General features: G+C 35.8%; 16 protein-coding genes. 3 read left to right on the forward strand and 13 right to left on the reverse strand.

What is annotated here, in order from left to right:
* Positions 1-4: 4 nt before the first annotated feature.
* From eutC to CLOLE_RS20520, 6 genes are all read right to left on the reverse strand, one after another.
* Positions 5-928 (reverse strand): ethanolamine ammonia-lyase subunit EutC, encoded by a 924-nt coding sequence (gene eutC / locus CLOLE_RS20495; protein ID WP_013659038.1) that lies wholly within the window; start codon positions 926-928, stop codon positions 5-7.
* A 17-nt stretch (positions 929-945) separates the two neighbouring features.
* Positions 946-2,310: an ethanolamine ammonia-lyase subunit EutB gene (locus CLOLE_RS20500; RefSeq protein WP_013659039.1), complete on the reverse strand. Its 1,365-nt coding sequence runs from the start codon at positions 2,308-2,310 to the stop codon at positions 946-948.
* Between the two features lie 13 nt (positions 2,311-2,323).
* Complete coding sequence (gene eutA / locus CLOLE_RS20505; protein WP_013659040.1) at positions 2,324-3,769, reverse strand: ethanolamine ammonia-lyase reactivating factor EutA; 1,446 nt, start codon at positions 3,767-3,769, stop codon at positions 2,324-2,326.
* A 70-nt stretch (positions 3,770-3,839) separates the two neighbouring features.
* On the reverse strand, positions 3,840-4,289 hold the full coding sequence (locus tag CLOLE_RS20510) for a EutP/PduV family microcompartment system protein (RefSeq protein WP_013659041.1): 450 nt from the start codon (positions 4,287-4,289) through the stop codon (positions 3,840-3,842).
* 3 nt (positions 4,290-4,292) lie between these two features.
* Positions 4,293-4,649 (reverse strand): ethanolamine utilization microcompartment protein EutS, encoded by a 357-nt coding sequence (eutS, locus tag CLOLE_RS20515; protein WP_013659042.1) that lies wholly within the window; start codon positions 4,647-4,649, stop codon positions 4,293-4,295.
* A 49-nt stretch (positions 4,650-4,698) separates the two neighbouring features.
* The gene (locus CLOLE_RS20520; RefSeq protein WP_013659043.1) at positions 4,699-5,829 is read right to left on the reverse strand and encodes a 1-propanol dehydrogenase PduQ; all 1,131 of its coding nucleotides are present in this window, start codon (positions 5,827-5,829) and stop codon (positions 4,699-4,701) included.
* A gap of 206 nt (positions 5,830-6,035) precedes the next feature.
* On the opposite strand from CLOLE_RS20520, the gene CLOLE_RS23195 reads away from it, so the two are divergent.
* Positions 6,036-6,473, forward strand: coding sequence for a hypothetical protein (locus tag CLOLE_RS23195; protein WP_013659044.1), 438 nt, complete (start codon positions 6,036-6,038; stop codon positions 6,471-6,473).
* A gap of 263 nt (positions 6,474-6,736) precedes the next feature.
* Here CLOLE_RS23195 and CLOLE_RS20530 read toward each other — a convergent pair whose 3' ends face one another.
* A complete protein-coding gene (locus CLOLE_RS20530) occupies positions 6,737-8,221 on the reverse strand; it encodes an amidohydrolase family protein (protein ID WP_013659045.1) in 1,485 nt (494 codons plus the stop codon).
* A 458-nt stretch (positions 8,222-8,679) separates the two neighbouring features.
* Here CLOLE_RS20530 and CLOLE_RS20535 point away from each other — a divergent pair, with 458 nt between their 5' ends.
* Positions 8,680-10,047: an MATE family efflux transporter gene (locus tag CLOLE_RS20535; RefSeq protein WP_013659046.1), complete on the forward strand. Its 1,368-nt coding sequence runs from the start codon at positions 8,680-8,682 to the stop codon at positions 10,045-10,047.
* Positions 10,048-10,211: 164 nt separating this feature from the next.
* Here the strand turns inward: CLOLE_RS20535 and CLOLE_RS20540 are convergent, their stop codons facing one another.
* The gene (locus CLOLE_RS20540) at positions 10,212-10,892 is read right to left on the reverse strand and encodes an NAD(P)H-dependent oxidoreductase (RefSeq protein WP_013659047.1); all 681 of its coding nucleotides are present in this window, start codon (positions 10,890-10,892) and stop codon (positions 10,212-10,214) included.
* Positions 10,885-11,475: an NAD(P)H-dependent oxidoreductase gene (locus CLOLE_RS20545; protein ID WP_013659048.1), complete on the reverse strand. Its 591-nt coding sequence runs from the start codon at positions 11,473-11,475 to the stop codon at positions 10,885-10,887. The genes CLOLE_RS20540 and CLOLE_RS20545 overlap by 8 nt, the downstream gene beginning before the upstream one ends.
* Positions 11,476-11,603: 128 nt before the next feature.
* Between CLOLE_RS20545 and CLOLE_RS20550 the strand changes: the two genes are divergently transcribed.
* On the forward strand, positions 11,604-12,194 hold the full coding sequence (locus tag CLOLE_RS20550; RefSeq protein ID WP_013659049.1) for a TetR/AcrR family transcriptional regulator: 591 nt from the start codon (positions 11,604-11,606) through the stop codon (positions 12,192-12,194).
* Positions 12,195-12,238: 44 nt separating this feature from the next.
* Here CLOLE_RS20550 and CLOLE_RS20555 read toward each other — a convergent pair whose 3' ends face one another.
* The 4 genes from CLOLE_RS20555 to CLOLE_RS20570 all read right to left on the reverse strand — a co-directional run bounded on the left by CLOLE_RS20555 (position 12,239) and on the right by CLOLE_RS20570 (position 19,448).
* Positions 12,239-14,137: a peptidase domain-containing ABC transporter gene (locus CLOLE_RS20555; protein WP_013659050.1), complete on the reverse strand. Its 1,899-nt coding sequence runs from the start codon at positions 14,135-14,137 to the stop codon at positions 12,239-12,241.
* Positions 14,130-15,965, reverse strand: coding sequence for an ABC transporter ATP-binding protein (locus CLOLE_RS20560; protein ID WP_013659051.1), 1,836 nt, complete (start codon positions 15,963-15,965; stop codon positions 14,130-14,132). Before CLOLE_RS20560 ends, CLOLE_RS20555 begins: the two co-directional genes overlap by 8 nt.
* A 187-nt stretch (positions 15,966-16,152) precedes the next feature.
* Positions 16,153-17,109: a serine hydrolase domain-containing protein gene (locus CLOLE_RS20565; protein WP_013659052.1), complete on the reverse strand. Its 957-nt coding sequence runs from the start codon at positions 17,107-17,109 to the stop codon at positions 16,153-16,155.
* Entirely contained in the window at positions 17,103-19,448 is a 2,346-nt protein-coding gene (locus CLOLE_RS20570) for an ATP-binding cassette domain-containing protein (RefSeq protein WP_013659053.1), read from the reverse strand. The genes CLOLE_RS20565 and CLOLE_RS20570 overlap by 7 nt, the downstream gene beginning before the upstream one ends.
* Positions 19,449-19,870: the final 422 nt, after the last annotated feature.

The raw sequence follows: 19,870 nt of genomic DNA on the forward strand, positions 1-19,870 counted from the left end.
CCTTCTACTTTAAGTCGATACCAGATGCTTTTTTATCTAACATAGTTTTAATTAATTCTGCTGCATGAGCACCTGCTTCTACTGCTGTGGTACCACCTTTGTGTATATTAGAAATAACCGTCCTCTTAGCTTCTGGTAAACCATGTTTAGGCTTGTAGGCTATATAAGCTGACATGGATTCAGCAGTTACAAGACCAGGTCTTTCACCAACTAACATACAAATAACATCTGCTCCAGTTACCTCGCCAATAGCATCCATAGCTCCAACTCTGGCATATTTTATAAATAGGATGTCTGGTACAGTAATGCCATACATCTGTAAACCTTGTTTAATAGCTGGGATAGCATCTTCTACGTTTGCTTCAATAGCTGAAGAAGATAGGCCATCACCTACCACTATTAATACCTTTGGATTATTCCCACAGGTTTTCTTAATAATCTCTAGCTCCTCTGGTCCAAATCTTCTTCCTAAATCAGGTCTAGTTAAATATTCATCTTTATCTTTACATAGGGTTTTTACGAAAACGAAATTATTCTTTTTAACAAAGTCTTCTGATACATCATTAAAAACTGCATCTTGGGCAGCAGCATGGTCTGCTCTTACACGTAGCATTGTAATTGTTTTATATCTTGCACCCGCTTTACCTACACCTAGTCTAGCTGGCGTTTTAGCTTTCATTGCTAAATAACCATCTTTATCCTTTGCATGCTCTACTAGAAATTGCTTCTTAATATCAATCTTAGTAATGTCAGGGATACATCCATTAGGATCAATAGTAGTTGTTTTTGTTTCACTACTTGCTGCTTGTACAACTGATGCAGCTGGTGTGGTTGGGATAGTCACACTGCTACCTACTTCATTAGTATCTTTTCCAACCATTTGTTCTACTAGTTGTTCTACCATTTTTCTTAAATCTTGTTCGTTCATCATTTTGCCTCCTTATCCTAGAATAGTATTGATGCGTCTCCGGCTCTTTCAGTTAAACGGCCTCTTTCATCAACAAAGCCCATCTTAACTAGCCATTCATGGAAAGGCTTAATAGCTGTGAGTCCGAACATTTCTCTAAGTGCTGCTGTTTCATGGAAACCTGTTGTTTGGTAATTAAGCATAACGTCATCACCATGAGGAATACCCATAAAATAGTTGCAGCCTGCAGTTGTTAATAAAACAGATAAATCTTCAATAGAGTTTTGGTCGGCTTTCATATGGTTGGTATAACATGCATCACAACCCATAGATACGCCTGTTAGTTTTCCCATAAAGTGGTCTTCAAGTCCTGCACGACTTACTTGGCGACCATCATATAGATATTCTGGCCCGATAAAACCTACTACAGTATTAACAATGAAAGGTTGAAAGCGTTTAGCAAAGCCGTAGCATCTTGCTTCCATCGTTACTTGGTCTGTATCATGATGTGCTTCTGAGGAAAGTTCTGAGCCTTGTCCAGTTTCAAAATACATCACGTTAGGTCCTTCTGCAGTTCCTTCAGATAAAGCAAGCTGTCTTGCTTCTTCTATGGTTGCTGCATTAAACCCAAAAGCTTCATTTCCCTTTTCTGAACCAGCAATAGATTGGAAAATTAGGTCTGTTGGTGCACCTTTACGAATAGCATCCATTTGAGTAGTAACATGGGCAAGTACACAGGTTTGAGTTGGGATTTTAAACTTTTGTTTGATTTCCTCAAAACGTTTGAGTACACGCACAACACTTTCTGTAGAATCATCTACTGGATTAAGTCCAAGTAGTGCATCTCCAGCCCCATAGGTTAAACCTTCTAATAAAGAAGCCATAATACCATCAGGGTCATCTGTTGGATGGTTAGGTTGAAGCCTTGAAGAAAGTGTTCCTGGTTCTCCAATAGTTGTATTACAGTGAGCAGTTATGCGAATTTTACTTGCTCCATAAATAAGGTCCATATTAGACATGAGTTTAGCTACAGCAGCTACTATTTCTGAAGTAATCCCTCTAGATGCCCTGCGAATATCAGCACCTGTGGTTTTTTCATCAAGAATCCACTCTCTAAATTCTGCTACTGTCATATGCTTAAATTCGTTATAAATCTTTTGATTCACATCATCTTGAATAATACGAGTCACCTCATCAAGTTCATAAGGTACTGCTGGATTATTTCTAAGGTCTTCTAAAGTAACATTAGCTAATACCACCTTTGCAGCTACTCTTTCTTCTGCACTACTTGCTGCAAGACCTGCTAATTTATCTCCTGACTTTTCTTCATTGGCTTTTGCCATTACCTCTTTAAGTGATTTGAACTCATAGGTGTGTCCAAATAATTGAGTTTTTAAAATCATAAAGGTACTCCTTTCAATTAAATACTAATGTTTTAACAACCACAGGAAGCACTGTGCCTTCTGCAATAGGATTGCCTATATCAATGTAATCACCATTATCTAGCTTGACACTATCTAAGCAGATTACATCTTTCTTGAAACTTAGTTTGTTGTACATGGTCTGTCCTAATACCTTTGCCATATCCTTCTCTACAATTAAAATGAGAGGTAATTCCCTTTCAATCAGTTCCTGCATACCTTCTACTAGTCCATCTGCGTATGCTTGTACTTCCTTGAAACTAGGATTTTCTTTTCCTTCTATAGCAATGGCTACCCTCTGAAGGTCACCTTCTAATTTAAACCATTCTAATTTCTTCTTAACGGCCTCTGCTAATGCAATAGCACCACTATTTTCATCCTCATAAGCCATTTTTAGAATAGGCAAATTCTTAATAGGAAAGGCATTTTTTGTGTAGGTAATAGTACTGCCACTTATTTCTGTAGTATGTGTTCCTGCACCAACTACTGTTGCCCTGATAGTCTCTGTACTTTTTACAACCTTTAATTTACTGCATAACTCAGACCCCCTAATAGCTTCTCCTAGTAGGATACCTATATCCCCATACTCAAAATAATCTCTTATGGGTCCTCGCTCTTTCTCATCATAGTAAATATAGTCTGCTACACCTCCTGAAAAAGATATACACTCCATAGGGTTATCTAAAAGAATACTTTTATTAGTCACCATTAACTTAAAGTCTTCATCTATGGGCACTAATCCAACGCTTTGCATTAATACTCTAACCATTATGTCTATAATGGGCCTAAGATTATCCTTTGTCACTATAGTTCCTACCTCTAACCCTAAATGGTATTTCTTCACTAGTGTTTCTAATTTAGGTGCAATATATGTCATCCTTTTAGAATTAGTATCTACTTTTATTAATCTGCCCCCTATATCTAAACAACCAGTATCTTTTACATCTCCTCTTTTAAAGACCGCCAGATTACTGGTTCCCCCTCCAATATCAATATTAACAACGGTTGTACTATTTTCTTTTGAGTAAATATGAGCGCCTGCACCCTTGCCTGATATAATACTTTCTAAATCCGGACCTGCTGTCGCTACTACAAAGTCTCCAGCAAATCCACTTAAAGTCGTTAATACTTCTTCTGCATTTTGTTTCCTAGCTGTTTCACCTGTAATAATAACGGCTCCTGTATCAATGTCCTTTTTATCTACACCCGCATTCTTATATTCCTTTTCGATGATTTCTCTCACCTTAGGTCCATCAATTTCTTTTAAAGAAACTAGGGGTGTAAAGTAAATGGGACTTTTATAAATAATTTCTTTATCTACAATAACAATTCTCGGTACCGTGTAGCTAGAAGCCATATTCTCAATAATAAGCTTTGAAAATATAAGCTGTGTTGTGCTGGTTCCAATATCAATCCCTACACTTAAAAGCTCTTCTCTCATTCCCTCACTTCCTCCATTAATAATCTTTATCCCCTAAATCTCCTAAACTACTTAGGTTATCTACCCTATACTATTTTTTAGGACTTAAAAATTTCTCTAGATAAGTAAATAATGCTTCTATTCCTATGTCATCTACTGTATCTACCTTGAAAATTTTACTTACTCCTGCTGCTTTAAGACTTTCTTCTACCTTCTGAATTTGTGACTCATCTGTTACTAAGTTAACCTTCGTTATAATACCGATAAGTTCCTTTGCAAATGAACAAGCAAAAGCAGGTGGAATAAAGTTATCTTCTGCTGTAGGGTCTCCTATTAAAGCAATAATCTCTGCATCTACTGCTGTCATAATAAGGGCACTATAATAATTTCTGTTTTCTAGATATTCTCCTGGCGTATCAATGGCATGATTGTATAACTCCACAGCTTGTGTCTTTTTGTATTTAATCTCTAGTTCATCAAGCTTTTGACATAGTGTTGTCTTGCCACAACCTGTTCTACCCATAAAAATAACTCTGCTCATATCCTAAGTCCTCGTAATAGCTGTGGGTGTAAATCCTAGATTATTGCTCAGTACAGCTACAATATCTTTAAGTGCAGCTTCTACAGCACTAATATCACCACTTATAATAAGTGCTCCGCTAAAACGATCTATAAAACCAATAGCAATATCTGATGCCTTAGTCGCTACATCTGCTGCAATAATAGCTCCTTCGCTAGGTGTAATAGTCAAAATCCCAATAGCACTGATTTTCTCAGTAATAAGGCCTAGCTTCTTATAGATATCTTGGGTAGGGTTAGCAATAATATGAGCTAATGTAATTTGTTTGCCAGGTACAAATTCCTGAATAATACGTTGTTTATCCTCTATATTTATAGCCATACTTTACCTCATTTTCTCCATTCATCCTTTTTCGCCTCTAGCTTGTTATCTAACTTACCTTATAAATAATCTCTAAAATATCTCCTGCTGTGGCAGTACGCGGATTGGTTATAATACATGCGTCCTCTAAAGCACCTTTTGCAATCTCTTGTTTAAGCTTGTTAATGTCCTCTAGAGAGATCTTACATTCTTGAAGACGCGTAGGCATCTTCATTTCATGTTGAAGTTTCGTAATGGCATGAATAAAATTTTTAACTAACATTCTAGTTGTGCTTCCTTCTATGCCCACTAACTTTGCTAACTGCGCATACTTTTTAGCTGCTATCGAATATTTATTAGGATTAAAACCTTCAATTTCACTATTAAACTCAATAACATAAGGTAGTAATATAGCATTAGTTCTACCATGTGGAATATGAAGCTTGCCTCCAATATTATGGGCAATCGCATGATTAATTCCTAATGAAGCTAAATTGAAAGCCAGTCCTGCTATACAAGATGCATTATGCATTTTTTCCTTTGCCTCTATATCTTCACTACTTCTATAAGACTTTAATAAATACTCAAAAACTAGCTCTACTGCTTTTTCAGCTAATGCATCAGAGAAATCTGTTGCTGCTGTAGATACATATGCTTCTATGGCATGAGTTAAAACATCCATACCTGTATCAGCTACAATGCTACTTGGAACACTTTTCACAAGCTCTGGTTCCAAAATAGCTACATCTGGTAAGAACTCATCTGATACTAAAGGGTACTTGATATGTTTAATCTCATCTGTAATAACAGAAAACGAGGTTACTTCTGAACCTGTTCCACTAGTCGTAGGAATTGCTATAAACTGCATTTCCTTTAACTCTCCAAGCTTCCTTGAAAAATCCATAATAGCTTTAGCTGCATCAATAGCTGAACCTCCCCCTAAAGCAATGATTACTTCAGGCTTAAAAGAGGTTACTGCTTTCACTCCTTTTACAATAAGCTCCATAGGTGGGTCTGGTACGATTTCACTAAATACTTCATGTTGATTGGGTGATAAGTATTCTGTAATTTTATTAATCATTCCAGATTTAACCATAAATGGGTCTGTCACAATAAATACACGATTTTTTCTTAAGTTTTCAAGATACGCAAGTGAACCTTGTCCAAATTTTACTTTTGTTTTTATTTCAAAAGTGTTCATCTTCATCCCATCCTATTCAAGTAGATTCAAGATTTTCTATATTAGACTATGTACTTTTGGAGCATTTATACTTTTTACCTTAAAATCAATAAATGATTGAAAATTCAATTTTTATTTTCCAATATAAATCCTCCTCAATTTCCAGTCATAATATTACTTTTTCTCTAATAAACTATTAGTAGAAAAGTTCAGGGAGTTTATGAAAAATGTCTGATATATTTGAGCGTTTAGGCATTCATCGAGTGCAACCTCCAACAAGTTCACCTCCAAACTTTACTCCAAATAAAAGTCAAGGTACAAAGCTAGGACCTCCTAGACCTCCAGGTCCTCCTGGCCCTCCTGGTTCCTTTGGTCCTCCTGGTCCTCCTGGTCCTCCTGGCCCTCCTGGTTCCTTTGGCCCTCCTGGTCCTCCTGGTTCTCCTCAATCATTAGGTGGTGGTATTCAACCACTTGCAATTGATACAGGTGCCATCTCTCCTTGTATTAATCGATTTGTTTACATCTGGCCAACTAACGGCCCTGGTTTTTGGGCTTTTGTTACTTTTGTAGGCCCTCGTTCTCTTGCAGGTTGGAGACGAATGGGAAGGCGTTGGCGATACTTCGGTATTGATTTAAGAAGAATTGATTCATTTTATTGTGCATAGAAAAAAAGCGATTACGTAAGTTAAACCACGTAATCGCTTTTTTCTATGCACAATTTATTTTAAAATACTTCTTACTAAACTATTGCTTTCCTATTACATATAATCTATATGACTATACTTAAATAAACATAAGATATAATTGGAGACTCCCCTTAGGGTTATTGATGGGCAAGAACTATATAAAATGCATAGGCACATAAATTCCTACTTTGTATGTAAAGAACAATAACCCGATTTTAAACTTCTAAACTAAGAAAATTGGTTCACTCAGCATGAACACTGTAAACAATTTTACCGTCTTTTATGACAAACTCAACTTGATTTAAGTCAGATATATTCTTTAGTGGATTTGCACTCAGGATAACTAAATCAGCCTTTTTACCCATGTCTATACTTCCAAGCTCATCAGCCACACCCAAGAGTTCGGCAGCATTTACTGTAGCAGTTCGAATAGCTTCATATTCATCCATTCCATGCTTCACAAATAACTCAAGTTCCTTGTACAGGAACCCATGGGGGACATATCCTGCACCTCCCATCCCCGCATCTACTCCTGCTACAATTCTCACTCCAGCTTTAATAGCATTTTCAAGATTAACAGGAAGATATGTTTGCCTATAATTAGGCATCTCATCATAAAACTTTACCCAAATCGGATCTGTTCCGGATTTTATGGCTTCCCTTTGCTTTTCTATAGCCTTTTTACCCATGGAATGATAGGGTTCTGGTACGGCCTCCTTCACTTCCTGTCTACTAAATAAGTCAGGGTTATCTATTAAATCTGACCAGTGTATAAAACAATATGCAGTAGGAACCCAACATACTCCATTTTCTTTCATTCGCTTGAATGTTGCCTCATCTATCAGCCCCAGTGGCGTATGCTCTATACTGTCTACTCCTGCTTCAACTGCCTGCTTAATACCTTCAGGTAAGCAAATTGAATGTGCAGATACCTTCAATCCTTCTTTATGAGCTGATTCTGTAATGGCTTTCAATATCTCCGGAGTCATACTTGCATCCAGTAGGCGGGGATCTACCTTTCTTTTTATATAAAACTCCCGACTCTCAGAATCATTTTCAATGAATGACAAAGATGTTCCTGGTGTGCTGGTTTTAATAAAATCCACACCGGCCTTCTTCAGCTTTTTAATGATTTCTAACACTTCTTGCGGCTCATCAATGTCAACTGATAATCCTTTAACACCAAAAATAAGGCTTAAAAATGATAATAAAACTGGAGGAGCTGGAATAAATCTCTTTATACTAAAATAGCCATATGGCACTGATAAAGCAGGGCCGCTTGCTAAAATCCTAGGACCTATGTATTTTCCCTCGTTAATTTCGTCCCTAATTTTTAGAATATTGTACCCAAATGAACCAGGCATATTTCTTATTGTTGTGACACCTGATTTTAGCGTTAAGTGGGAGTGTCGTAGAAGCTTCTTTGTCATGGTTTCTGTATTGATTCTTCCATAATCGTCAACGCCCGGATGAGCCAGATGCACGTGGGCATCAATCAATCCCGGCAGAATATACCGTCCTGAAAGGTCTAAGACTTCTGCATTTTCAGGAATAGATATGGTTTCAGCGGACCCGATTTTATCGATCTTTCCACAACTGCAAATAATCGTACTGTTCTCATGAATAGTTTTCTCTAACACATTAATAATATTTACACCGGTTATAACCAATACTCTAGGCTGTTTATTGATGCTGGAAATAGTTTTCTCATCTTTTCTTTTTATCATATTTCTTCTCCCCCAAACTTATTCTTTTTGTGTTATATAAAGCAATGCTAAACTTAAAACCGTTTTCTCCATATACTTATTATCTTAACTAAGAGAATAGAGATGAAAAAACTTTTTGCACTTATTCACTATACTTTTCCTTTGCCATTTAGAATTTTAATATCTTGTAGCATTCTTACATTTTCTTATGCGCATACATTTTTTATTTTTAATTTTCTGAATTTTATCACACATCTTCTGTGGTGTCAACTGAATCTGCTTTAAAATCACAGATTAGCCTTTGTAAAGTAAATTAAAGAGACGTTCCAAAGGGGACCTCTTACTCTATTTAAATATCAACAAATTTATCTAACTTAACCTACTTTTCTGTTATAATAAAATAAATAGATAACATTATAATTATCATATTGTTTACACAATAGAACGCTTATTACTAAAAAGAAACTCAGGTGTTTATTATGACTAAAAATTCTTATGAAATGGATATGTGTAATGGTCCACTAACCAAAAAAATTCTAATTTTCTCCATCCCTCTCATGTGTTCTGGCATCTTGCAATTACTCTTTAATGCCATTGATATGATTGTTGTTGGACAATACTCGGGTAAGGAAGCATTGGCAGCTGTTGGCTCAACAGCCTCGCTTATTAACTTACTCGTTAATGTTTTTATCGGTCTATCTATTGGTGCTAATGTCCTTATTGCACAAGCTTATGGTGCACATCATGACCAAGATCTTCATGAGACTTTACATACTTCTATTTTGCTAAGTATAATCTGTGGCTTTTTCCTAAGCTTTATTGGAATCCTCTTAGCTAAACCTCTGCTCCTATTAATGGGAACACCCGATGAAGTGATAGAACTGGCTACTTTATATATGAAAATTTATTTTGTTGGTATGCCCGCCATGCTTTTATACAACTTTGGCAGTTCTATTTTACGTGCTACGGGAGACACTAAAAGACCTCTTTACTTTTTACTTATAGCTGGAGTCATTAATGCGCTTCTTAACCTAGTATTTGTAGTTGGTTTTAAAATGAGTGTTGCTGGTGTAGCACTTGCTACTGTTATTGCACAATGTATTTCTGCTTTTTTAATTACACTCTGTTTAATGCGTACTTCTGGTGGCTGTCAATTAATGCTTTCAAAACTGCATATCAATAAAACTGTACTACTTAAAATTATGCGCATCGGCTTACCCGCAGGCTTCCAGGGGGCTATTTTCTCTATCTCCAATGTGCTCATTCAGTCCTCAGTTAATTCTTTTGGCGCTATTGCTATGGCCGGAAATGCAGCAACTACTAATCTTGAAGGCTTTGTCTATACTTCTATGAATGCCTTTCATCAAACAGCCCTTAGCTTTACTGGGCAAAATATCGGTGGTAAAAAATATGATCGCATTAAACCTATATTACGTATTTGCTTAATCAGTGTTTTTGTAGTCGGCAGTGCTATGAGCTTATTATTCTTTATATTTAGGTTTCCTTTACTTCGCCTCTATTCCTCTGATTCAGAAGTCATTAATTATGGCATCGTTCGAATGAAGGTGATCTTCTCCACCTACTTCTTGTGCGGTATTATGGATGTATTAGTTGGTAGTATTAGGGGCCTTGGGTATTCTGTTTTACCTATGATTGTTTCCCTACTAGGTGCTTGTGGCTTACGTATTCTTTGGATTTTTACCCTATTTAAACTGATGCCAACACTAACCATCTTATATATTTCCTATCCTGTATCTTGGGGTATTACTTTAACGGTGCATTTCTTATGCTTTAAAATACTTTATAATAAAGTTCTAAATGAGCAGCAACTTTCTATTGCTCACTAAACGTAATGTAGCTTCAACTCAACATGTTAATTAGATCTTCCGGTCCTAGCATCTACTTTTATCAGTCAGCTCTAAAAAAAGCACTCATCATGTAGGCATAAATTATATGGTCAGTGCTTTTTAGTAGTATACTGATGGCAAATATATATATTTTAGAAATAGAGTTACTTTAGTTTATAGGGCTTAGAAAATAACCTTATGGGCCCTACCTTATTAGCAAATGCCTGAGGGAACCAACCAAAACTTCCTGCTAAAAGAAAAAGGGATTGAGAAAAGTCTTGGTTCACTAAAATTTGCTTGTTTGATGTCGGAATAGATGCCTTTGTGACAATACAAGTGATAAACGTATCAATGGCATCGTAAAGTGGTTTTAACATTTTTGCTTCCTTTGGAATAGTATTTTTCATACCTTTAAACATTTCTCCACTTCCTAAACCCACACCTCCACCATAAGACCAATTCATGCGTTCTGCATAATGTTCAAGGATATTGAGTGCAATACAATTTTGAAAACCATCTATAAATCCACAATTTACAAAACTATATAGAACAGGTGATTGAATAGGAGAAATGGTGGCTTGGTATTCTTCTAATCCGTATAAGAATTGAAGAAGTGTAGAAGGGAGTGAATCTACATAAAGAGGTGTAACAACTACGATAATATCACACGCTAAAAGAGAAGCGTATTCTATGGAGCAATCTGCTTTGCTACTTTGCTTACGTGTATCACAGATAGTATAGTTTTCTGGAATAAGCTGAAGCTCTTGAATAAAGGTCTCAATCATCATGCGTGATAAGCTACCTGATGCTCTGGGGCTCCCATTAATAAATCCAACTTTAGTCATTATATTGTTCCTCCTTGCTTAATTTATTCTTAACCTCTAATAGTGCATCTTCAATCTCCTCCCTTGTACGACAAATATAAACCCTAGGCGAAGGCAAATGAAAGTTGACACCATTAGCTTTGGTGAGTGCTCTAAAAGTAGCTTCTTCTTCAGGGGTAATCGACTCACTATAGGCAATCATAATAAAGGATGCAGTCTTTTTGTAGCGTTTGGCGTGATGGATCTCTATAGGATGACCTTTACGCTTTATTTTAGTGAAAAAAGGTAAAACATTAGGGATAGAACGGTCTAGTACTTTTTTGATAGCCGGGCTGTAACAGCCATATTGGATAGAGGTTACAAAGATCATCATGTCGTCTTGAACCATATGCGCACTTATTTCTTCGCTTAAGTCTTTGAAACAACACCTGCCAGGTGTCTTTAGCCAACAAGAGAAACAACCTATACAAGGCTTTAACGTATCAAAAGCTACCTGAAAATGCTTAAGAGGTGGTGTGGTGGCAAACAAGGTGGTAATGGATTGATTAGCAGATTGAGTGAGCATGCAAGTAGGATCATATTCCGAGATAATAGAAAACCGCATAATAACAACTCCTTTTCTATGTAGACACTGTAAACATATGTTCAGTATATTAAGGAAAGTTTACACTGTCAACATTAATTGTTATAATAGATTAAATAAACAAAAAAATTAAACTGAAAGGACATACAATGGAAAAGGAAAACTACCATCACGGGGCACTAAAAGAAGAACTTATCAAAAATGGACTTCTACTCCTTAATAGTGAAGGAGTAGAAAATTTTTCACTTCGTAAGGTAGCTACAATGTGTGGTGTAAGCCATGCCGCCCCTTATAAACATTTTAAGAATAAAGAAGAAATGCTCAGTGCCATTTCTCATAGAGTCAATCAAGACTTTAGAGAATATTTAGAGCAAGTAGTAGTGATACATCCAGGCCTAGATGGAATGATTACTATGGGAAAGGCCTATGTTCGATATATGATTACCAATAAGGAGGCCTATCAGTTTATGTTTTTAAGTGAACTGAAACTTAGTCTAAGACTAGAAGATGATAAATTTATCTACAACGAAGACTCACCCTTTGTACCTTTTTATAAGGCAGCATATGCTAATTTAGGGCCTATGTTCCCAAATTCAAAGCAGCTTAATATGGTGATTCTCAATATGTGGAGTCAAGTACATGGACTAGCCTCTCTTATTGTAAACGGTATTGTAGAATATAATCAGGATATAGAAGAATTAGTGGAAAGGATGCTTACCTCTACTTGTCTAAAGCAATAAAAAAATCGCTTACTAAGTATTACTTTTACTTAGTAAGCGATTTCTTAACCCGTTATTTCTTCTTGATAATAATACGCTTGTTTTTCAAACATCTTAGCATATTCTCCCTTTAATGCCATTAGTTCATCATGAGTACCTTGTTCTATAATCTCACCATGTTCAAACATATATATGCGGTCTGCTTCTCTGGTAGTTGAAAGTCTGTGAGAAATAAAGATAATAGTAGCATCTTTTGCTGCTTTCATCATATTGCGATTGAGCTTATATTCTGCAAAAGGATCCAGGGCACTAGAAGGTTCATCTAAAATAGCTATGGCAAGTTTTCCTGTTTTAGCAAACATTCTAGCTATAGCTACTTTTTGCGCCTCGCCACCTGATAGCATTGTTCCTTCATCAGAGAACTCTCTTGTCATTTCTGTCTTGAGTCCTTTGGGCAATCTTTCTAGCTTAGCTCCAAAATCAGCAAGGTTTAAAGCCTTCCTAATATGATCTTCATCTATAGCAGTATCATCCATCCAAACATTTTCTTCTAGAGTGGCACCATAAAGCTGATAATCTTGGAATACTGCTCCAAAAATATCTCTATAAGCTTTAGTTGAAAAGCTGCGGATGTCCTCTCCTCCATAGCAAATAGAACCTTCTGTTACATCATATAAACGCATTAAAAGCTTTACAAATGTTGTCTTCCCTGCACCATTTTCTCCTACTATGGCTATTTTTTCTCCCGGCCTAACAGTCATCTGAATATGCTTAAGGGTATCTTCACTAGCTCCCTCATAACGAAAGCTCATATCTTTAATTTCAAGTACACTCTTTTCTACTGGTACCTCTTTACTTCCTTTATATCCCTCAATATTAATATCATATTCTATAAAACGCCTAAAGCGTTCTGCAAACTGTCCTACCTTTTGAAATTCCACCATAGCATAATTAAGTGAATCTAAACGATTTCTTACTGTACCTTGTGCATTATTCATGGCCGCTACATCACCTAGACCTATACTAAGCTTAACTAGCGCTAAGTACCCTAAATACATAGGTACACAGAAATGAGATAAAAAAGTAAACACAAATATCCAGTTTATTAAAGAAAGAATAGCAATCTTAACCCCTGCTGTTTTAGCTTCTGACATAATATCTTCTATGGCTTCTTCAAACTGTTTACGAAGAGGAATCTCTATCTTTGAAAGCTTAATCTCCTTAGCATATTCTGGTTGATAAAAAATACGCTTAGAATAGTCAGCTTTTCTCATAACTCTCTTTCTTTCCATTTCATAGTTGTACTCGATTTTAGTAATGCTAAAGCGCGTCACCATATTAATAAGAAAACCTAGAATAGGAAAGATGGCAATGATAGGATTAATAGCCATAATAAGTCCACCTAAGGTTAAAATAGTCGTTATATTCCCTAGAATCCAAGCCATACTTAGAACACCAGTAGTAATCATTTCTTCAGACTGAGCTGCTGCAATAACAAAGTCATCAAAATAATCTTTATGGTCATAGCATATAAGGTCAATATCTGCCACCTTGCGTATAAAATCTTCTTGAATCTTTCCTGTCATTTTTACAAATTTAGCTCTCGCCCAATTCTCAACTAGTACTTCTATGGCTTGCCCTATTCCCATGACTAAGATTCCTACCATGATAAAAACGAGTGTAGCCTTTAGATCTATAGCCTTATCCGAAAGCATATCTATAAAGATTTTAAGGAACAAGGTATCAAATAGTGCATAAATAATACCACAAGTGACAAAAGCACCTATTACTAAAAACACTAATGCTTTATCTATTCTTAATGCACACTTTACAACATAAAATACATTGCTAATAAGGCGTCTCATGGTTAATTTATCTTGCTTCTTATCCTTATCATCATGCTTTATTTCTTTTTGCTTCTTACTTGTGTTAGGATTACTTGCTTTCTCTTTATTTTTAGGCATGAAGGACTACCTCCCCTCTTCCACTCTCCTGATAATTCTTAGCTTGAAGTCTAAACATAGCTGCATAACTACCATCTAAAGCCATAAGTTCATCATGTGTACCACTTTCTTTAATCTGCCCATGTTCTAAAAAGTAAATTTTATCTGCAATTCGTGCTGAAGATAGTCTATGAGAGATGAAGAATACGGTTTTTCCTTCTGATACTTGTAGCATATTGTTATACATATTGTACTCTGCAATAGGATCTAGCGCGCTAGAAGGTTCATCCAGGATAACAATATCTGGATTCTTAGCAAATACTCTCGCAATAGCTATTTTCTGTGCCTGTCCTCCTGAACACACAAAACCTTGATCATCAAATTCTTTTGTCACCATAGTATCTATACCTTTTTCTAAGGTAGCTAACTTATCTCCAAACTGTGCCTTTATAAGTGCATCTACTACTAACTCTCTTTCTTCCTCTGTCTCTGGCGCACGCATAAGTACATTCTCACTTAAAGGCAAGGCAAATATCTGAAGGTCTTGGAATACTGTTCCAAAGTGCTCATGATAGTCCTCTGGTTCAAACTCATTAATGTTACATCCATTAGCTTTAATCTCTCCCTCTGTAATTGGATATAAGCCCATTAATAGTTTAATCAAAGTAGTCTTACCTGCTCCATTTTCCCCAACTAATGCAATACGTTCGCCTCTCTTAATAAAGAGAGATAGGTCTTTAATAACAGGTGACTTAGCCCCCTCATAAGTAAAACTAACATGGCTAAATTCAATATCTCCAAGAACTCCCTCTATTTTTTTATCCCCTTTATAGGCCTTGTCAGATTCATATTCCAGAAAATCCTTTAAGTTATTCATATAAAGGCAGTATTTACCCGCCTCAATGCTCTTTTGTACTGCTTCTTTAACCTGCCAGGATACAAAACCTATTGCTGATAACATAGCCACATAAGCTCCTATCCTACTAGTACCTGTAGCTTTAATAACAAAAGTAATATACATATATGAGCTAAAATACGTAAGTCCAAAAAAGACAACTGCATTTAAAAATTGATATAGCGCTATTTTCTTACGATATTTCACATTGATAGCATATCTATTCTTGTAGCTCTCAATATGCTTTTTAAATAAGATATTCCTAATACCATATAGACGAATCTCTCCCGCGTACTTCTTTTCATAAAAAACACGTTTGACATAGTCTGTGACTCGTCTATCTGGTGTTTCCATTTTTCTAAGTTCGAAGTGCATTTTGTTTTCTTTATCTCCACAAATTAACGAACCAATAACCGGTGGAAAAATGAAAAGAATCAGCCAAGGATCCACAGTTGCAATAATACCTATGGCACAAAATACAGCTAAAATAAGCCCTAAAGATTGCGCCAGATTAGCTAAGCCATCCATAGCTTTATTAAGACATTCATCTAAAGCTCTTGAAAACTTATTATAAAAATCAGGTTCTTCATATCTAGTAAGCTCAATAGCTGTTGCCTTTGTAATAACCTTGTCAAATATGTAGCGATATACCTTGGGTGTTTTTAGTCTAATATAGTAGGCATGACCTGCAGACGCTAAATGAATAATAATATGTAGAGAGCAGAAAAATACAATGAGCTTTACGAGTTCACTATAAGGTGCCCTATCGTTGATACATGCATAAATAGCCTTTGTCATATAAACAAAGAAAAAAGCATTAAATACTTCTTCTGTACAGTTCTTATAGAAAGTATATATAATGCATCCTTTATCTGCATGCCAAATGGTTTTTATAGTATACCCCATACTTTGCCACACAGACATTTCTTTATTTGATTGATGTTTTCCTCCCAACTATTCTCCCCCTCTGCTTATCATTAAAATATGAGCATTAGCTATTTTACTACAAATAAAATATTTTTTCAATATATAGAATTTATTAAAAACTACAGCATTTATATCATTATGAAGCCCCTAAAGTTAAGACTTTATTTTAGTCTTACTTTAGGGACCCTAAGCCTTCATTCTACTTTAGTATCATTTATTCTAAAATCCTTGTAGCTTGATTGCATAATGCAAATATATCCTCATAAGATTTGCCTAATGATGTTGGGGTTGCCTGAATAATACCAACTCTATTTTGCTCAGGCATCACTCTAATCTCCTGTCCTCCAAAACCACGACAACCGTACCAGCCATCTCCTAGCCACCATAAAAAACCATAGTTACTATTTTGCTCTGTTGGCGTAGTTGCTTCTTTTATATAACTTACCGAAATGATTTGCTTTCCATTGTATTTGCCGCTATTCAAAAATAAATTTCCTATCTTAGCTAAATCTCTTGCGCATAAATGAGATGTTGCTTCATCTAAGGGTGTATTCCCTATGTTATAGGTGATACCACAAGGGCTTGTCCACCATTTCTCGCTTTTAATATCAAGTGGGGTAAATAAGTAGCTATTGCAAAAATCAAATGTATTCATTCCTGTAGCTTGACTTATAAGGGCACTTAGCAAAATCACATCCCATTCTTTATAAACATGCTTTCTTCCAGGTACCTCTTCCATTTGAATATCTGCTAAATGTGCTAACCAATCTTGTGTTCTTCTAAGCTGCTCTAACATAGGACAATGATAGTGTTTACCCCCATTCCAATAAATTCCGGATGTCATAGTAAGCAAATGTTTTATTGTAATAAGCTTATGATAAGGATGATTGTTTTGGTTAAAGACTTCTAGGTACCTACAAATAGGTTCATCTAAACTTTCGATAAATCCTTTATCTAAACAAATACCAATGCCAATAGAAATAATGCTTTTCCATATGGATTTAATAGGATTACGACTTTCCTTAGTAAACTTATTATAATAGCGTTCTACCATTAGCTGTTCATTTTGATAGAGCAAAAAACTATTGATTTGCGCATATCTTTTTTGCTTAATATAAGTGTCTATTATTTGCCCAAGTTCATGATCCTTAGTTTTTACTTCCTCTAACATAAATACCTCCCAATAATAGAATGAGGATTTTCCTTTAACTCCCTAGGTGTACCTGTTGCAATCACTTCTCCCCCATCTTTCCCACCACCAGCACCCATTTCTATCAAGTAATCACAGCTGGATAAAACATGCGAATCATGTTCAATAATGATAACCGTATTCCCTTTATCCACTAACTCTTGTAATAACACCATAAGCTTTTCACTATCATAAAAGGATAACCCTGTTGTAGGCTCATCTAAAATGTATAAAGAATCTTTAGCTGCTTGTCCCTTTGAGAGTTCCTTAGCGAGTTTGATGCGCTGACTTTCACCTCCAGATATAGTCGGTGTTTTCTGACCTAACTTAATATATCCCATGCCTACACGTTTTAAGGTCTCTAACATATGGGTAATTGGCTCATCTTTATCACTAAAAAATGTTATTGCTTCATCTACGCTCATCTCTAATACATCCTTAATATTCTTTCCTTCAAGTGTCACTTCTGCTGACTCTGGTATAAATCCTATACCCTCACAAGCTTCACACTTCACATGAATAAAATTGCCATAGCCTACATGATAGTGTACTTCTCCTTCACCCTTGCATATGGGACAACCACCTTGAGCATTAACAGAGAAAAAGCCTGGAGGAAGGTCACTTGCCTTAGCAAACAACTGACGAATACGGTCCATAGTCCCTGTATAAGTTGCAAGGCAAGAGGTCCTAGTTCTGCCTATAGGCTTTTGATCAATAACGTAGCACTTCTTAATTTGACTTACACCTAATAGTTCTACTTCTCCTAGTTCTATTGCTTCCTCTACTTCATCTTCCATAATACACTTTGATTTAAGTAATGCTTTTAACTTAGGCACTAAGGTTTCTGAAATCAAGCTAGACTTTCCACTGCCTGAAACGCCTACCACTCCCACCATTACACCTAGAGGAATATCTACAGTAATATTCTTTAAATTATGTAAGGAAGCGTTTTTTAATGTAAGCAGCTTTGTTTCATTAAATCCTCGGTAATCTTCTTTGTGTACAAAAGGCCTTTTTCCCGATAAATAAGGAGCTGTTCTAGAATCACCACAGGATAAAAAGGTGTTAAAATCCCCCTCATAGATCTTAGCACCTCCTAAAATTCCTGCATCCGGTCCCAAGTCAATAATATAATCTGCTTGCCTTATAAAGCCCTCATCATGTTCAACGGCAACCACTGTATTTCCTTTACCTACAAGCTTTTTTATAATATCAATTAATTTTGCCTTTTCTATTTCATGTAGTCCAATAGTAGGTTCATCAAAAATGAAAATGATCGCATCCATATCTGCAATAATATAAGAGGCAAGAAATAACCTTTGAATCTCACCTCCTGAAAGAGTGGGAAGTGAACGCGATAAAGCTAAGTGGTATAACCCTACATCAATCATGCATTCTAGTTTAGTAAGGATTTCTTGAATCAATCTATTCTTTGTACTTAGCTTACTTAAAAACTCATATAAATCCTTTATATACATTTGCTCCATTTCAGAGATGGTTTTCCCACCAATAGACGTATGAATAGCTTCTTCCCCTAAACCCATTCCTTGACATTTAGGACATTTTCCCTTTTCCATATAACCTGCCTCAGTTAGCATCTGTTCTAATCTGCCAGTAGCAGAAAACGCTCCATTGGTAACCTCCGTAATCCATGGTATAAAACCTATAAATGAGGATTTCCCATAATCCCCATACTTCAAAACAAAAAGTTCGTCGCTTGTTAAGTTATTAAGAGGTGTATCCCCTGTAACTTTATAGTATTTATAAAAGCTCTCTAACATCTTTTTAGTGCTTCCTCTTTTTCCTACTCCTAAACAAACATCCTCGATTTTTTGAGAACCGTCCCCAAAAAGCTTCTCCTCATCTATTTTCTTAACAATGCCTTTCCCTAGACATTTCACGCACATTCCTTTAGCTGAATTCTTCTGGAACATCTCCATAGTTAAAGGTCTGCCACCTTCACACTTATTTTCACGTTCCCCATAGGTTGCAAAAAGTATCGCTAACATATTACTTATTTTGGTTTTAGTTCCTACTGTACTTCTAGGATTTGACTGCCTAATAATGCGCTGTTCCACTGCAACAGTTGGTGAAAGTCCCGTGATTTGATCAAATGCTGATTCTCCCTCCACCATAAAGCCAGAATTCGAAAACATTAAGTATCTGTGTTTTCCTTCTTCATAGAGCGTATCAAAAGCTAGACTTGACTTTCCACTTCCTGAAACACCTGTAATAACAGTCAGCTTATTTCTAGGGATTTTCACATCGATTCCTTTAAGATTATGGATATGTGCATTTTTAATCTCTATATATTTATTCATCTCTTAACCCTCTTACCTCTATTTTTATTAACAACTAAACGAACTATTTTATAAAAGCAAAAAAATCTTAGAACATAATAGTGCGTGTTTCACCTTTAATGTTCTAAGATTAGTTGATATCATTATAGCATATTCTAGCCATGCATTTGATATTAAAAGTTATCTTCTCACTTAAGTTTCCTAGCAAATTTTCAACCTCCACTTTAAAAATTTCTATTATGCTTTTTGAATGAATACTTGCTAATATAACCATACTAAGCTTATTAAACTATCATTTCTAATCACTTCATTCCTCCTAATTTATGCAAATGTCTGACTTTGTTAGCTGCTTTCGCCTTTACATAATTAGGTTAATTAGGCTATACTTTAATTTTCTTATGCTATATGATATATACTATGTGCAAATAAGTACTAGAAAGGAC

This window comes from Cellulosilyticum lentocellum DSM 5427 (genome assembly GCF_000178835.2).
GTDB lineage: Bacteria > Bacillota > Clostridia > Lachnospirales > Cellulosilyticaceae > Cellulosilyticum > Cellulosilyticum lentocellum.

Excerpts from the sequence above, each read along its gene's own strand:
- CLOLE_RS20500 (WP_013659039.1), bottom strand. The coding sequence starts at position 2,310 with ATGATTTTAAAAACTCAATTATTTGGACACACCTATGAGTTCAAATCA.
- eutC (WP_013659038.1), bottom strand. The coding sequence starts at position 928 with ATGAACGAACAAGATTTAAGAAAAATGGTAGAACAACTAGTAGAACAA.
- CLOLE_RS23195 (WP_013659044.1), top strand. The coding sequence starts at position 6,036 with ATGTCTGATATATTTGAGCGTTTAGGCATTCATCGAGTGCAACCTCCA.
- CLOLE_RS20540 (WP_013659047.1), bottom strand. The coding sequence starts at position 10,892 with ATGACTAAAGTTGGATTTATTAATGGGAGCCCCAGAGCATCAGGTAGC.
- CLOLE_RS20550 (WP_013659049.1), top strand. The coding sequence starts at position 11,604 with ATGGAAAAGGAAAACTACCATCACGGGGCACTAAAAGAAGAACTTATC.
- CLOLE_RS20545 (WP_013659048.1), bottom strand. The coding sequence starts at position 11,475 with ATGCGGTTTTCTATTATCTCGGAATATGATCCTACTTGCATGCTCACT.
- CLOLE_RS20565 (WP_013659052.1), bottom strand. The coding sequence starts at position 17,109 with ATGTTAGAGGAAGTAAAAACTAAGGATCATGAACTTGGGCAAATAATA.
- CLOLE_RS20535 (WP_013659046.1), top strand. The coding sequence starts at position 8,680 with ATGACTAAAAATTCTTATGAAATGGATATGTGTAATGGTCCACTAACC.
- eutS (WP_013659042.1), bottom strand. The coding sequence starts at position 4,649 with ATGGCTATAAATATAGAGGATAAACAACGTATTATTCAGGAATTTGTA.
- CLOLE_RS20530 (WP_013659045.1), bottom strand. The coding sequence starts at position 8,221 with ATGATAAAAAGAAAAGATGAGAAAACTATTTCCAGCATCAATAAACAG.
- eutA (WP_013659040.1), bottom strand. The coding sequence starts at position 3,769 with ATGAGAGAAGAGCTTTTAAGTGTAGGGATTGATATTGGAACCAGCACA.
- CLOLE_RS20570 (WP_013659053.1), bottom strand. The coding sequence starts at position 19,448 with ATGAATAAATATATAGAGATTAAAAATGCACATATCCATAATCTTAAA.
- CLOLE_RS20510 (WP_013659041.1), bottom strand. The coding sequence starts at position 4,289 with ATGAGCAGAGTTATTTTTATGGGTAGAACAGGTTGTGGCAAGACAACA.
- CLOLE_RS20555 (WP_013659050.1), bottom strand. The coding sequence starts at position 14,137 with ATGCCTAAAAATAAAGAGAAAGCAAGTAATCCTAACACAAGTAAGAAG.
- CLOLE_RS20520 (WP_013659043.1), bottom strand. The coding sequence starts at position 5,829 with ATGAACACTTTTGAAATAAAAACAAAAGTAAAATTTGGACAAGGTTCA.